The sequence below is a fragment of the Vagococcus allomyrinae genome (assembly GCF_017829975.1).
In the GTDB taxonomy this organism is placed as follows: domain Bacteria; phylum Bacillota; class Bacilli; order Lactobacillales; family Vagococcaceae; genus Vagococcus_D; species Vagococcus_D allomyrinae.
The window spans coordinates 75,948-90,615 of sequence record NZ_JAEEGA010000018.1; the positions used below are offsets into that span (position 1 = coordinate 75,948).

Consider the following 14,668-nt stretch of genomic DNA (forward strand, 5'->3'; position numbering starts at 1 on the left):
CAAGAAGTTCGAAGATTGGTAATCTATCGAGCTTCTTGTTTTTTCTATTTTGATGTTACTTTAAAAAATGAATCGGACAGATACTCTTTTCCACTCGTCAAATCATATTGAACTAACTTGTAATCTTCAAGTATTTCTTTGGTTTGATCATCAAGCTCATCATACGTTTTTGCTTGACCATCGACATAATAAACTTCTCTACTATACGCCTGTATATGCTTGAATAATTCTTCCAAAACTGCATAATAGGCTGATATCTTAGCGTTATTTTGTTGGGCCACTAGATTGGTAAAAAATATTGGACTGACGATCGGAAAGTCTACTGACTGGCTCCTTCCGTGGTTGGAGTATATAAAGAAATCCGTTCCAAACTTTTCAAAATCACTCATTTTATCCGCATATTTACTCATAAAACCAGGAATATGATCACCATACAACAGCACCGTTACATCCTCGTCCATAAGCTCTATTTGATCTAAAAAGTTTTTTGTCGCTTCATCTGTGGCTTTAATTCTATCTAAGTAGTTATTAAACGTTACCTTGTCCTCATCCTCTAAGTTCAGACCTGGCTCCTCTTGAGTTCGTCTATCGATGAATTCAGTTCCATAAGGCAAATGATTTTGCATGGTGGTCAATTGAATAAATCCGACTTGATCTTTTTTTAATTCATCTAAAGTTTCCAAATAAGCCGATTCGTCCGTAATATTGACTCCATTATGAGTGTCTGTATAAGTTAAGTTGCCTTCATATAAAAACTCATCAAAACCAAAATTTTTAAAAACATCTATCCGCTTATATAGCCGAGGCGAATAAGGATGGATGGCAACTGCCTGACTTTTATCTTGATTTCCATTTTTATAAAAATTTACAACTGTTCCGTCGTTCGCTTGACTATGGGCAAAGGAAATATATGCACTAGATATCTGAGGTTGAAAATTAGCCATGGATAACCCCGTTAAAGCGGCATACTCAGTATTAGCCGTCCCACCACCAAGATTTGTTGACAACATCTTTCCAGAGTGGGACTGCTGCATAACTTTATCAATTTCCGTTAGCGGTGAATAATCCATTTCTAACATAGCAACCTTACTTGGATTGAAAAGACTTTCACTCAAAATATATACCAGTTTCGTGTCTGAAAAGTTGGTTACTCTTGTCTGGTTAATTTCGGAAGCCGTTTCTAAGTATTTGACTTCAATTTCTTTCATTTTTTCTTGTGAGTATTCAGGTATAACTGCCATAGGTTTGACAGGCATATTATATAAAAACCCGGTTACAAAACCATTAACTCGATAATTAAGCAATTGATTGTACCCAACCAATTGGCTTTTATCCGTTTTTAACAACTCACCTACCTTAGGAGAATCATTAAAATTGTATGAAAAGTATAGGATATAACCAGAAGCTACAATTGCAAAGAAGCGGCCAACTAAATAAATGTATGTGCCAATGCTGTGTTTTATTTGAATTCTTCGTAGTCCAAGTTTTGTTGTATACTTTCCTAAAATTACTTTTCTAACTAAAAAATAATAAATGATTGTACTCAGAACTGCCATAATTAATATATTGATTCCCAAAGCAATATATTTCGAATCAATCATCTCCAATAATTCTTGAGATTGACCGATCATTTGAAGTTCTTCTGGAAAGACTGGTTCTTGTCTCAACTCAACTTTTTGATTATTTGCAAATACTAATAAACTCATTGCAACACTATAAAAAACAGTAGTAAGAACAAATTTCCCAGTTAGACTCCAAAGAAAAATGAATACAATTAATAGAATCAAAAAACCACTAAAAATACTCTGTTGAAATTCAAACACTCGGACATCAATTTCTCGCATATTAATTTCAAAACCAATAAATAAACTTTTTTGTAAATAAATATTAAAAAGTATTGAAGTAGCTATTGCTATAAATAACTTAATAATAAATAAGAGAAGTCGACTTACCTCATACCCCAAAATGCTAGAAGTAACTTTTTGAATAGTCAATTTTTTTTCTAAATTATTCTCTTCTATTGTTTGTTTAGAAATAAATGTCCGAATCTTTTTTATCGCATCCCCAATAATATCAAACATCTTTATGTTTTTTTCACCTTTCCTTAAGTCACTAAAATATTTCAGATTTAACGTCCCTGACTGGATTCGAACCAGCGGCCTATCGCTTAGGAGGCGATCGCTCTATCCTACTGAGCTACAGGAACACAACATGGACTATTTTCTCATGAAAGTCGCTAAATGTCTAGTTCTAGAAACAAAATTTATTCTTCTAATTGAAAGGTTCTCATAAATTAGTCACCTAACATAAAATATTACATATTTTATGTTTAACCACCTCTGACAAAAGAAGCAATTATTAACTGATCTTTAGTATTACACAACTGAGCCCAAAGCAATCTATGTTACTTTAATTGATATAAACTCTACTATTCGTAATGCAGAATATAGCATTCTAAATTTCACTTATCTAAAAACGTTTTCCCAAACTCATACAGAAGGGTTATCCGAAGGTGATCTTTACATGAATAACCTTAACGATTAAAGCTAAGGCATATCAAAAATTTAAAAAAAATTGGAGAGATTTGATAAAATAATTCTTAAAAAAACAGAGTCTAGAACTTAGTCCCAGACTCCTTTCCAAACCCTAATTCGATTTTAATTCAATAGAATTAGAGAAAACTATGTCCTACAGTCACTATTCACGATAAACTTTTTGATATTCAAGCTCTTTCGCATCAAATTTTCCCCTCAACAAATCAATAAATTTTGACTCTGACTTCAGCTCTTGACAAACAAATAAATCAACTGCTGCATAATTTAACTCAGGCCATGTGTGAATCGTAAAGTGAGATTCAGCTAAAACAACCACACCACTTACTCCATATGGCTCAAACTAATGAAAACAATGATTAACAACTGTTAACTGGCATTTACAAATAATTGCAAGCATTATTTCTTCAACTGATTTAACTGAAGATAGGATACCTTCCGAACAATCGTTTAAATCGAGGAGATAATGATTGCCCAAACGTTGCTTGCTCTTTTGAATTGGTGCATTCGGTGTTAATCGGGCGAATTTTTTTCCTCCGCACATAGAACAACCTTTTTCTTTTAACATTTCGATTGTAACTATTGGAGTTAATCCTTCCATCGGAAAAAGTTGTTGACAGTTTGGGCATCGGTAAATTACTTGTTTGATATTTACCTCTCCTGTATAAATAAACTGATTCCAGTTACTTGCTTTTGGGATTACTGGATAGCTATCAGCCGTGGTTGAAAGGACATACAGATCACTTTTCCCACCAATAATGGCTGCTCCTTGATACTGATTAAAATCTCTTCTGATGTCAGCTACTATCAGGTTTTGGTTGCTTATTAATTGTTGGATCGCCAATTGCTCAGCTGGCGCTTTTTTACCAAATGATAAATAAATCATGCCTGTGCCAAGTCTACTTGCTCCAATAGCTCTTGATAAAAATAACTTCAAGCCAGACAACGTGTAAGGTGGATCCACAAAAACCACATCAAACTGATTTAAATACAATTCTGGGTACGAATCACGAAAATCAATTTGAAAACAGTCGATTTCCAAATCAAGATTGACTGCTGACTCTTTCAGACAACGAATGATTTCACCTGACATTTCATAAATAGTCACCGCGTTATTTTTGATATGCGGTCGGCCGATCTTTTTCAGCAATAAACCGACAGCTAATGAGGTCAAATCATCGTCTCCTAAAAATAAAACGCGATGATTAACCAGTTGATGCTTAGCCAGTAATGAGAAGGCTCGGGCCACACTGGTCTCCAGTGTAGCAAAGGCTTGATCGTATCTGACTTCCACTGGTGGTCGTTGGAGGACGCCAGCAGATAATTCAGCTACAAGCTGTTTGCTAAGATAGGTACGCTCAGTCTGCGAGTTTAGCAATTTAAGGTAATAATCTTTGTTGATGGTGCTCCACCCAAGTTGCTGCTCAACATAGATAAGGCCTTTTCTTGAAAGTAGTGGCCCCCCTTGATTGATTACGAGACCAAACTTTGTCAACTCTTTTCGAATGGCCGCTACTACAGGAATTGGCAAACTTAAGCGCGTACCTAATTCACCGGTAGAGATTTTTTTATGCAGATACATTTCGACTAATAATTGATTTATTATTTCAGCCGGTTCTTTTAACTTCGTTCGTTCTTTAATTATTTCTGTTAGATTCATTTTTTCGGCTTTGCAGTATCTATACTACGAGCCATTCCATCCCTTCGTTTATTACTTGATGAAATGACTACCTGAATTAATTTAATTGATCCTGTCTTTGACTCGCTAAATGATAACAACGATGCAAAAAAGCCGAGATTTCTCTCAGCTCACCATTCTTGTTCATCTATCACTACATATTTAAGCAAGTGTGTTTGAATTATTTTGAGAATGTATGAGTATCTTTAGACATACCAAATAAACTACAGTTTAATGGCTATTAAATTAATCTAGATAGATACAGTCACAATGCTCAAAAAGCACACCTCAGTCTGATATTTGATTTGCTTAACTCAAAATAATTAATGCTACTCTTTTATTATACGGTTTGTCTTGGTAAAGTCAAATAAAAGATGAGCAATCCCTATCTATGGGAAACCCACCTTTTATCCGCAGTTCTTAATTGCTAAACGAGCTAATACAACAAAAAATGAATCATGACTCTAACTATATAGTTTCCAGTAAAAAAACGCGATCAACCGTTAAATTTTCAGCTGAACAGAAGCTAAAAATAACCTTCTCAGTGGACTATATTTCTGAATTATATTACGAGGTGTCTCTATTAAAATAATTTAAATCTTCTTTCGCAATAAAACAAACCTGCTGTTGCCAATAGAATAACGCCTACTGCAATTACTACATTATTTATTCTTACACCTGTTTGTGGCAAGATATTTTTCTTATTTTCTTTACTTTTATCAGACTCTGATGATGAGTTTTCTGATGAAGTTAAGTTTTCTCCAGGAATAGTGAATTCAACTTCATCACTATAATTAACCTGACTTGACATATCGTCATATGCCTTAAGGAACCATTTAGTCCCAACTTCTTCCATACCACCAATTTCAAAATAACCTTTTTCATTTGCAATAACATGACCTTGTCCATACCCTTTATCGATTTCACCATGATAAGTAACCCAAGCTTTTGGATCAGTCGTTCCAACTATTGCTTTTTTTTCGTCGTCATATGCTACATCTGTTAATTTGATAGTTGCTACATCATTACTGACTAAATACCCCGCTAAAATAGTTTTAGTAATTCCATCTTTATCTACTCCAGTTAATTTAACACTGTTTGGAAACTGCCCTATTACGTCTGTTGAAGGTATTTGATTGTCAACAAATTGAAATTCTTTTATTCCACGCTCTATCACTTTCTCAGTATCATCTAAATAATTGTAAAAATCTTGAGTAGTCAATTTCTGATTTTTCTTTACCGGAACAAGTATTGTCCCCAAATCTATTATGGCTGAATCTTTTTCATTTATCGCGTCTAGTTCTTCACTACTCTCACTTGTCATACTTTCTTCTTCGCTTACTGGGTTAGCTGATGTGAGATCATTCACAACAGAATTACTTGTTACCTCAGCTCTATCTTCTGACATTTCAGTTGTCTCAGCATTTACGTAACTCCAGCCAAAAAGGCTAAATAAAACTGTTAGATACACGACTTTTTTCATCTTCATCTCTCCTCTTCTGTTAAACTTCATTTAACCGTAACTTAATTGTAACATTAAAGAAATATAAAACAAGTTTTTTTAACAAAAGAAATATTAAGAAATATTTAAGGTTGCGTTTACAAGTTTAGCTACTCCCACCCTATCCGATCAAACTAGCTTTTTAGCCACAAAAAAAAAGCCCTCTACGGGGCAATTTTAAGGTTAATAAGACGATTCAATCATCTCTAGCATCTTTTTAAATTGACGCTTTTTCAGAAAGCCTAGAAGCGTTCCTACGACCATGTCGTTTAACTTCTGCATGGTTCCGAATGACTTCATTTCTTCATGATAGATCACTTCACAGCTCTTATCATCAATTGGTTGAATCTCGTATTGGACCAGAAAGTCATTACGGGTTGTAGAAGTTCTAAAATGATAAGATTGATTTTCAATGTGTTTTTCAATTTTGATTTTGGCTTTGCTGCTTTTAGAGTATTCCTTGACATACTCAAAATTGTTTAACTGCTTTTTGGTTACATTTTTGCCGGTTTGTTTGCGAATGTCAAACAACACTGAGTCGATAATTTTATCATATAAAAAGGGTGCCGGTACATCTAATTTTTTAACAATCTGCATTTCGTTCACCTCTCTGGAAAATAGCGGGTTGCTACTTCTTGTCGTTTTTATTTTTCAAAGCTTTTTCTTTTTTTGCTCCTGCTGAATAAGCGATGCCGCCGGATATCAGAAAGGCGATACCGGTTACCATGTTCAACAAGTTGTATTGTCCTGTATTTTGGTTGGCGCTATACAGAATAATTAATAAGCCAATACTACATAAAAACAAACCACCTTTAGTCATCTTGATCCATCCATTCTTTTGTCTGCTATTTTACGCCACTTGCTTGAAAGTATAATACAGAGCCCCAAGGTTGTTCTTTAATGGTATTTTTCGCAATCCGGGCTGCTCCGTCAACGTCTTCACTGTTCACGTCGAAATACAGTTTAATTCCTTTTTTCTCTTTAAATGTAAAGGTAACGCCGTCTTTCTCCAAGCCATCTAATAATTCGATCATTTTATCCTGTGAAACTGGTGCGTTTAATTCAATCATTTGTCGTTCCTTCTTCCTATGGTTTTTAATAAAAAGGAGTTGCTTCCACCTCTAGGAAGCGTCGGCAACTCCTTATACATCTTAATTCATTATAGCATAATTCGTGCTTTCGTTAAAACGTTGAGGCTATTTTAGTTTTCGTTTTCACCTAAAGCTGGATCCATTTTATTGGCTGCAATAACGAATGGTACCCAGATGATGAAAGTTGCTGCCATACAGATAAGAGAGACAATTGGTGCTCTCCAGTCAGCCCCGGTAGCTAGGAATGCTAGTAAACCAGGCGGCACGACCCAGGCAACAGCTTGTGTTACTGGCGCGACTAAGCCCCATGAGGTAGCTAAGTAACCGATTGTTGTGGCAACAATTGGAGCTAAGATGAATGGGATAAACATAATCGCATTTAAGACGATTGGTAAACCAAACATGATTGGTTCGTTGATGTTAAAGATACCAGGTCCTAATGATAGTTTTGCGATGGTTAAGTAATCCGCACGTTTAGAGAATAGTAACAGTGCTAAGATTAAGGTAATCGTACCACCTGAACCACCAAACATTGAGAAGATATCAAATGAACCACGTACCCACATAAAGGCTTTGCCATCTTTAATCGCTTCTAAGACAGCGGCACGGCCTTCTAAGCCATTGTAACCTTTTTGGTAAATATCAATATTGATCAATTGGCCTTGTCCGAAGATTCCTTCTAAAACAGGAGCCATAACGTTGGTTCCGTGAATACCGAAGAACCAGAAAATTTGAATTGCTAATTGAATGACTAAAATAGCGCCTAAACCTTGAGTGAAGCCCATTAATGGCTTAGCAATCATTTCTTGAATCCAGTCGATAAATAATTGGCCTGTTAACTCGCCAAAGGCAAAGTTAAAGATCGCTACGACATACAAGGCAACTGTGGCAGGAATGATCGCTGCAAAAGCGCTTGATACTGCTGGTGGTACTGAATCTGGTAATTTGATGGTAATGTTTTTTTGCATTAATTTAGCAAAGATAATAACTGATACAGCGCCAATAATCATGGCAGTAAAGAAGGCATTTCCGTTTAAGTGATTAAGGTTTAACCAGCCCCACAAGCCAACGCTTAGTTGACCGTCTGGTGTAACAGTTGCGCCTATTTCTGAACCAGTGATAGCAGTTGCAATCTTTTCAGGTATTTTCATGCCTAAGTCTGCAGAGTTGCTTGGTCCAAATGAAATTCCTTGAATAAGTGCTGCTAGTGACACAATACCACCGGCTAAAACGTTCACGTTGTAAGCTTTAGCTAGATTATATCCCCAAGAAAAGGCGAAGATTAACCCGGCGATGGCGATGGTTCCGTTCCAGACAAAACCATTGACACTGATAATTTGTTTGATGACTGGAATTGTTGTTCCGTCATACCCGTCAATAAATTCTTTTGGTAAATCTCTAATAATAGCGTTGATCATAACCGCAATCGATCCGGCCATTGTTGCTGGCATGGTACCAATAAAGGCATCACGCAAGGCAACTAAGTGTTTCTGTCCCCCAATTTTCGCTGCAATCGGTAGTATATACCGTTCCAGCCATGCTGTTAGTGCATTCATTTCATTTCCTCCTATAAATTGAAATATATGCTAAAGAAGTTTCCTTCTTAAAGCCAAACTGATCACAAGTCCCGTTCAAAAAACTGGTGAGTAGTATTTCCCAAAGGTTTACTTTCCAACAATCCCTGTCCCTATGGTTAAAATCCGTTCTACTGATTACTCAGCAATTTTTTGGTGCAATTCAATGATTTCTTTAGCCAAATCGGTAAAGGCAATGGCGGTCATTAAGTGATCTTGACTGTGAACTGTCAAAAGTGTTACCGTCATATGCTCGCCTTGAGCTTCTTTAGTTAACAAACCAGTTTGTGAATGATGGGCTTGCACTAATGAAGCTTCAGCACTTTTAATTTTCTCTGCTGCTTCATCAAAGTTACCAGCTTTAGCGGCTTGAATCGCCTCCATTGCGTCACTTTTGGCATTTCCTGCATTAACGATTAATCCCATGATTGATTCTAAATTTGCTTCATCCATCTAAACATATACTCCTCTTACAATTATTAGTTGTCTTTATTCCTTGATTAAGTTTAGGGCCACTTTTAAGACATTTTCACCGTTCATCATGCCGTAGTCTTTCATGTCAATGACATCTAAAGGAATGCCCATCGGCGCCAATTTTTGTTCAAATTGACCTTTCATGAATCTTACTTGTGGGCCCAGTAATAAGACATCCACATTTTTGTCTGCTAAACTTGAATCCGCATCTGATGCTGAAACGGCAAAGATATCGGCTTCAATACCTTGAGTTTCGGCAGCTTTTTGCATTTTTGTTACTAATAAACTGGTGCTCATTCCTGCTGAACATACTAACATAATTGTTTTTTTAGCCATTTGTCTTCTCCTCTTTCCTTTTTGGAAGCTTTTCTCTAACTGGCCGTTTTGTCGGTCAGTCGGAGGTAACTTCTTTTGCTTACACGTTTATATAAGCAATTATCGTGCCAACTTTTTTAAACACCTCAATCATTGACGTAACAGCTTCTACAATGGTCCAGACCAATTACTCACAATTTTACACATAACGTTATAACGTTACACACTGTCAAGACAAGTTGACTAAACCCCTTCTGAATCCTTCACTTGTTATTTTTTTATTTTCTACACACTCAAGATCAGCTGTTTTAGCAAATAAATTAGGGAATTCAGTTTAGTTTGTCGCTTTAGGATTTTGTTCGTTCATTAAAAGATCGTATTTATTAAACAGTTAGACACACTAAAGAAAGACGATGATCATCTGCCACCGTCTTTCTGTCGTTTGATTCAATTTTACCGCTTAATCAGCGATTTTTTGGTGTAATTCAATGATCTCTTTAGCCAAGTCTGTAAAGGCAATGGCTGTCATTAAGTGATCTTGACTGTGAACCGTTAAAAGTGTCACGGTCATATGTTCGCCTTGAGCTTCTTTCGTTAGCAAGCCCGTTTGTGAGTGATGAGCTTCGACTAATGATGCTTCAGCACTTTTAATTTTCTCTGCTGCTTCGTCAAATTTTCCTGCTTTGGCTGCTTGAATGGCTTCCATTGCATCACTTTTTGCGTTTCCTGCGTTAACGATTAATCCCATGATTGATTCTAAATTTGCTTCATCCATCTGTAAATGCTCCTATCTATCTAACAAGTGTTGGGGGTGATTATTCACCGATTAAGTTTAATGCTACTTTTAAGACGTTTTCGCCATTCATCATGCCGTAGTCTTTCATGTCAATGACGTCTAAGGGAATTCCCATCGGCGCTAATTTTTGTTCGAATTGGCCTTTCATGAATCTTACTTGTGGGCCTAATAATAAGACATTAACGTCTTTATCCGCTAAGTTTGAATCAGCATCTGATGCTGACACCGCAAAGATATCTGCTTCAATTCCTTGTGCTTCTGCTGCCTTTTGCATTTTTGTTACTAATAAACTGGTACTCATTCCTGCTGAACATACTAACATAATTGTTTTTTTAGCCATTTTTATATACGCTCCTAAAGATTATTTTGATTACACGTTTATATAAGCAAAAACCGTGCCAACTTTTCGGCACGGTTAAAACAAGGGCTAATTTAGGGTTTTACTGGTAATTGTCAGATAATTTAAAACTGTACACAGCAATTGACATGACTACACACTAAGGCTAGTGTGTATCAATAAAGTTCTTATCGATGCGATTTTCAATCATCATCTGAGCTAAATACGCAATCTCACTTTCAGGGAGTATAATCTCATACTGCTTCTCCAATTGCATTAAATTGGAGCGAACAGCGGTGATTTCAATGCGATTCTTGGCTTTGAAGTTATCCAGATCTTTAAATTTACGGGCTTCTTGGCCGGTTTTTAAAGCTTCTACAAGAAAGGCTAAATGAATCAAAACCCCTGCATCAATGCCTGGTTCCACAATGATTTGCATATCTGTTTGAATTTGATGGACGATTTTTTGTAGCAACGCCAATAAATCTCCGACAGAATCGACACTTTTGATCGTGCCTTCTAAAGAGGTGACCATTTGTTCTAAGGGCACTTCATCAGCGGCAATTCGTTTAAAGACATTTAATTTCTCGTTGTTAAAGATGTCAAAGGCAGAGAAAAAGGGAATATTTTGATATTCCACATCGACAGTCCCGACGATGGCTTTGATCTCATAGGTTTCCATCAACTCGTCAATATGCTTTTTAAAGGCTTCTTTCTCCAGAAACTGCATCTGAATAATTTCAATTTCCTTGGTGTTGATCACCGGTAAAATCCGTTCATATAATTTAGCAGCAACGCCTTCACCGGTAAAGCAGGTGACAATCACGGCTTTTTCCAATTCTCGCTGAGGACGAAATTGGTTGCGAATAATGCTTTCGAAAGACATTTGAATGTTTTGATAAATGTCTTCTAGGGTGCGACCAATACTGGCCATACGAACAGCTTCTAAAACGGTCATGGTACTGACCATGGAAATCGCTTTGGTGCGAATGCCGGTTTCTTCATAGATCATATTACCAAAGGTATTTAAGGAGCCCATATCGGTAAGAAGCAACATCCCGCTTGCCATTTCATCGCGATTGGCTAACACGAAGTTTTTTAATTGTTCGTACATGTGCTGGACTTCCATGGTCAAAGGCATGTTAAACGCTTGGCCAGTCTCTGTTCCCAACAGTTCCTGAACGGCCTCTAACATGCTGGATGCTGTTGATTTGCCGTGCATTAACAAGACGACGGTGACTTTGCTTTCATGGCGGGTGACTGGTTCGCTAATATCCAGTGATAAAAACATGGTAATAAAGCCGATTTCATCAAAGGGGATTTCAATATTGTATTCTTCTTCGATGATGGCAGAGAGATCGATGGCTACCTGAAATTCCTTTTTATAATTGATGCGAATCTCATTGAGATTAGGGTGAATGATGCTCCGCTCTTCTCTGATTCGTTCAAGGGTGCCTTGCAAGTGTAAGGCAAAGGTAAAGCGCGCTTTTTCATTGTACTTGCGGTTCAAGCGCTCTTCGGCTATATCGTATAATCGATCGGTTAAGTACCAAATATCATCGCTGATGAGATCACGGTGAATATCATTACGAGACAGTTCGTCCACATAGGCCTCGAAGTATTTGCTGACATCAGTGGCAATCAACGATTCTAAGGTGGTGTTTTTTAATTCTTTTGGTGATAGATTAGACACTTTTTCTTCTATTGCATTGTAGACTTCCATGTCGCGAGCCGGGTCTAGTGACCAAACCACTTCACTGGTGCCAGGATCGAAGGTTAAATAGTGACTGCTCTTATCGATAAACCGATCGACACGATCTGGTAATTCTTTTACTTTTAGGAGACCTTTTTGGACTTGCAGTGGCAATTCCTTTTGATTGATTGTTAAATATTCTTCTTGATAGGTTCGATAATGTAAAAACGCCTTGGCACAGACTAATTTTAAATCTCGTTTAACTTGACCGATATTGCCTTCAGCGTGATAGAGCATAAAGGCTAAAATTGCCTCTCGTTCGACGATAATCCGCTGATTTAAGCGGTTAGCTTCCTGTTTGATAAAAAGGGTGACAATTTCATAACGCTCGTCAATGGTCCGCTCAGTTAGTGGAGGCAGTGTAATCGACATGGGAATGCGTCGATTAAACGTACTTAAAAACCCTTCGGAAGACTCCGTGGTGGCGCCGATGATTTGCACTGAGGCTTTGTGAGTTTTACTGCTCTCTCCTAAAGGACGATAAACGCCTTTGTCGATAAAGGTAAAGAGCATTTCCTGTCCTTCTGGCGGCAAGCGGTGAATCTCATCTAAAAAGAGAATACCGCCATCGGCTTTCGCCATCAACCCTTCTTGATCCTCATTCGCCCCGGTATAGGCGCCTTTTTTCACACCGAAAATGTGGCCAAAAAGCAATTGAGGATTTTGGGCGTAGTCGGCACAGTTAAAGGAAATAAAGGGCGCCTCCTGAGGCAAGGTGCCTGAGGTAATAGCAAAACGATACATACATTCAGCGAAAAGGGATTTCCCCGTTCCGGTCTGACCAAAAACGATGGAATGCAGACCACGAGGCGGATACAACATGGCGGCTTTCGCCTGTTGAATCACAACTTTTAATGATTCGTTTGCTCCCACTAAATTATCAAAAGTCACATCGAAAGAGGCTTCTTCGGTCATGGAAGCGCTAGCCACAGTGAAAATCACTGGTCGCCCTTCAGACCGCCTGACACGCCCTTCTTTTGCTAAATCGTTTAAATAGCGACTGACATTCGTTCGATCTAAATCCATCGTTTCAGCCACTTCCATGGCTGTCAGCCCTTCTGGACGCTCACTTAACAGACGAATGATTTGCTCTTTTCTATTAGACATCGTTTACCTCCAATATTTCTAGTACAGCCTTAGGCGATTGCTTTCCTAATTTGGCTTGTTGGAATTTTGTTTGGCTTTTCTGGCACCTTTATTCTTTTGATCCTTTTTCTTATGTTTACGTGGTTCTTTGGTTTTCCCTTTGGCTGCAGCTCGATTCTTTTGAGTCGCCGGCTGCTCAATTTTGCCTTCTACTTTCTTGTTTTTAAGGGCTTCTTCTTTCATGGCGGCAGTCACTGGGACCAGTTGGCTACTATGAACACTTAATTCGGTCAACTGATAGCCTTTGGCAACTTTTTTCAGATCTTTCAGTTCGTAGTCGCCGGCAAAGGCTAGGACGGTTCCGTCATTTCCCATTCGCCCTGTTCGGCCTGAACGGTGGGTATAGCTTTCTGCTGAATAAGGAACATCGTAATGCAAAACAAAGGGTAAGGCCACAAAATCCAACCCGCGGGCGGCAATATCCGTTGTTAATAATAAGGAGACTTTGTCTTCTGCAAAGGCGCTTAATGCCAACTTGCGTTCCAATTTATTTTGATCGGAGGCCAAGGTGACATTGGGAACCCCTTGATACGCCAATTTATCGGCAACTGATCCCATTTCCTGCAATTCATTGAAGAAAACAATGCCTTTAAACCCTTTGATAAAGGCTAATTTTTTCAGTGTTTCCAGGCGTTTACGAGGTGCCACCCGAATAAAGCCATGACTGACGTTACCAGCTGACTGATCTTCAGCCGTCACGTCAATGACTGTCAGCGACGACCAGCTCTCTGCCAAGCGTTCTTGAATATCAACGGCTGTGGCTGAGACACAGACAAGCTGACTGTCATTGCTGACAGCCTTTAAAATATGTTTAGTGGCATTTAATTCACTGACTTCTATCAGTTGATCCACTTCGTCTAACACGATCATTTTTATCAGGTGGGCTTTCACCTTCTTAGCTTTAATCAATTCATGAACACGGCCTGGAGTGCCTACCAGAACTTCTGGTTTCTCTTTGAGCTTTTCCACTTGGCGTTTAACATTGGCGCCACCAATTAAGGATTGCACCTTGATGCCAATCAGCTCTGCCCAACTTTTCGCCACCGAGGCAACTTGCACTGCTAGTTCTTGAGATGGCAATAAAATCAATAATTGATTGCCTTCCCCTAATTTTACTTGTTGCAAAAGAGGCAATAAATAGGCCACGGTTTTACCCGAGCCGGTCGGTGAAACACCGACGACATTTTCCTGAGCCATTAAAGCTTCGTAACAGCGAGCTTGGATCACAGATGGGGCCTGATAGCCCAGTTCATTCCAATAAGTCTGCCACGGTTGCGGCAAGTTTGTCACAAATTCCATATCGTTTAATCTCCAATTTTTTTACCTCTATAATCTGCATCTTAGCACAAATTGAGCCTTTTTTTCCAGTCTGAAGTCCAATCACATCAAAAACCTAGGAAAGGTGGTTGGCCATCCTCGCCAACCACCTGACTTTTACCGATTTTGACAAC

13 protein-coding genes, 1 tRNA gene and 1 pseudogene are annotated in these 14,668 nt (G+C 38.1%); all 15 read right to left on the reverse strand.

Features of this window, described 5'->3' with window-relative positions; all coding sequences use genetic code 11:
- Window positions 1-44: 44 nt before the first annotated feature.
- Window positions 45-2,081 carry an LTA synthase family protein gene (locus tag I6N95_RS21900; RefSeq protein ID WP_209531502.1) on the reverse strand — a complete coding sequence of 679 codons (2,037 nt, stop codon included), beginning with the start codon at window positions 2,079-2,081 and terminating at the stop codon, window positions 45-47.
- A gap of 51 nt (window positions 2,082-2,132) precedes the next feature.
- A tRNA-Arg gene (locus I6N95_RS21905) sits at window positions 2,133-2,206 on the reverse strand.
- Between the two features lie 491 nt (window positions 2,207-2,697).
- Window positions 2,698-2,883: pseudogene (locus tag I6N95_RS21910) on the reverse strand (S-adenosylmethionine decarboxylase family protein); the annotation flags it as partial.
- 12 nt (window positions 2,884-2,895) lie between these two features.
- On the reverse strand, window positions 2,896-4,212 hold the full coding sequence (locus tag I6N95_RS21915) for a bis-aminopropyl spermidine synthase family protein (protein ID WP_209531504.1): 1,317 nt from the start codon (window positions 4,210-4,212) through the stop codon (window positions 2,896-2,898).
- A 601-nt stretch (window positions 4,213-4,813) separates the two neighbouring features.
- Window positions 4,814-5,713 (reverse strand): LPXTG cell wall anchor domain-containing protein, encoded by a 900-nt coding sequence (locus I6N95_RS21920; RefSeq protein WP_209531505.1) that lies wholly within the window; start codon window positions 5,711-5,713, stop codon window positions 4,814-4,816.
- 201 nt (window positions 5,714-5,914) lie between these two features.
- Window positions 5,915-6,328 carry a DUF3284 domain-containing protein gene (locus tag I6N95_RS21925; RefSeq protein WP_209531506.1) on the reverse strand — a complete coding sequence of 138 codons (414 nt, stop codon included), beginning with the start codon at window positions 6,326-6,328 and terminating at the stop codon, window positions 5,915-5,917.
- Between the two features lie 31 nt (window positions 6,329-6,359).
- Window positions 6,360-6,551 (reverse strand): DUF3188 domain-containing protein, encoded by a 192-nt coding sequence (locus tag I6N95_RS21930; RefSeq protein ID WP_209531507.1) that lies wholly within the window; start codon window positions 6,549-6,551, stop codon window positions 6,360-6,362.
- 25 nt (window positions 6,552-6,576) lie between these two features.
- Window positions 6,577-6,801, reverse strand: coding sequence for a hypothetical protein (locus I6N95_RS21935; RefSeq protein WP_209531508.1), 225 nt, complete (start codon window positions 6,799-6,801; stop codon window positions 6,577-6,579).
- 131 nt (window positions 6,802-6,932) lie between these two features.
- Window positions 6,933-8,378 carry a PTS sugar transporter subunit IIC gene (locus I6N95_RS21940; protein ID WP_209531509.1) on the reverse strand — a complete coding sequence of 482 codons (1,446 nt, stop codon included), beginning with the start codon at window positions 8,376-8,378 and terminating at the stop codon, window positions 6,933-6,935.
- Between the two features lie 156 nt (window positions 8,379-8,534).
- The gene (locus I6N95_RS21945; RefSeq protein ID WP_209531510.1) at window positions 8,535-8,849 is read right to left on the reverse strand and encodes a PTS lactose/cellobiose transporter subunit IIA; all 315 of its coding nucleotides are present in this window, start codon (window positions 8,847-8,849) and stop codon (window positions 8,535-8,537) included.
- Window positions 8,850-8,885: 36 nt separating this feature from the next.
- On the reverse strand, window positions 8,886-9,206 hold the full coding sequence (locus I6N95_RS21950; RefSeq protein WP_209531511.1) for a PTS sugar transporter subunit IIB: 321 nt from the start codon (window positions 9,204-9,206) through the stop codon (window positions 8,886-8,888).
- Between the two features lie 439 nt (window positions 9,207-9,645).
- On the reverse strand, window positions 9,646-9,960 hold the full coding sequence (locus tag I6N95_RS21955) for a PTS lactose/cellobiose transporter subunit IIA (RefSeq protein WP_209531512.1): 315 nt from the start codon (window positions 9,958-9,960) through the stop codon (window positions 9,646-9,648).
- Window positions 9,961-10,000: 40 nt separating this feature from the next.
- Complete coding sequence (locus I6N95_RS21960) at window positions 10,001-10,321, reverse strand: PTS sugar transporter subunit IIB (RefSeq protein ID WP_209531513.1); 321 nt, start codon at window positions 10,319-10,321, stop codon at window positions 10,001-10,003.
- Between the two features lie 163 nt (window positions 10,322-10,484).
- A complete protein-coding gene (locus I6N95_RS21965) occupies window positions 10,485-13,178 on the reverse strand; it encodes a sigma-54-dependent transcriptional regulator (protein WP_209531514.1) in 2,694 nt (897 codons plus the stop codon).
- A 45-nt stretch (window positions 13,179-13,223) separates the two neighbouring features.
- Window positions 13,224-14,516 carry a DEAD/DEAH box helicase gene (locus I6N95_RS21970; protein ID WP_209531515.1) on the reverse strand — a complete coding sequence of 431 codons (1,293 nt, stop codon included), beginning with the start codon at window positions 14,514-14,516 and terminating at the stop codon, window positions 13,224-13,226.
- Window positions 14,517-14,668: the final 152 nt, after the last annotated feature.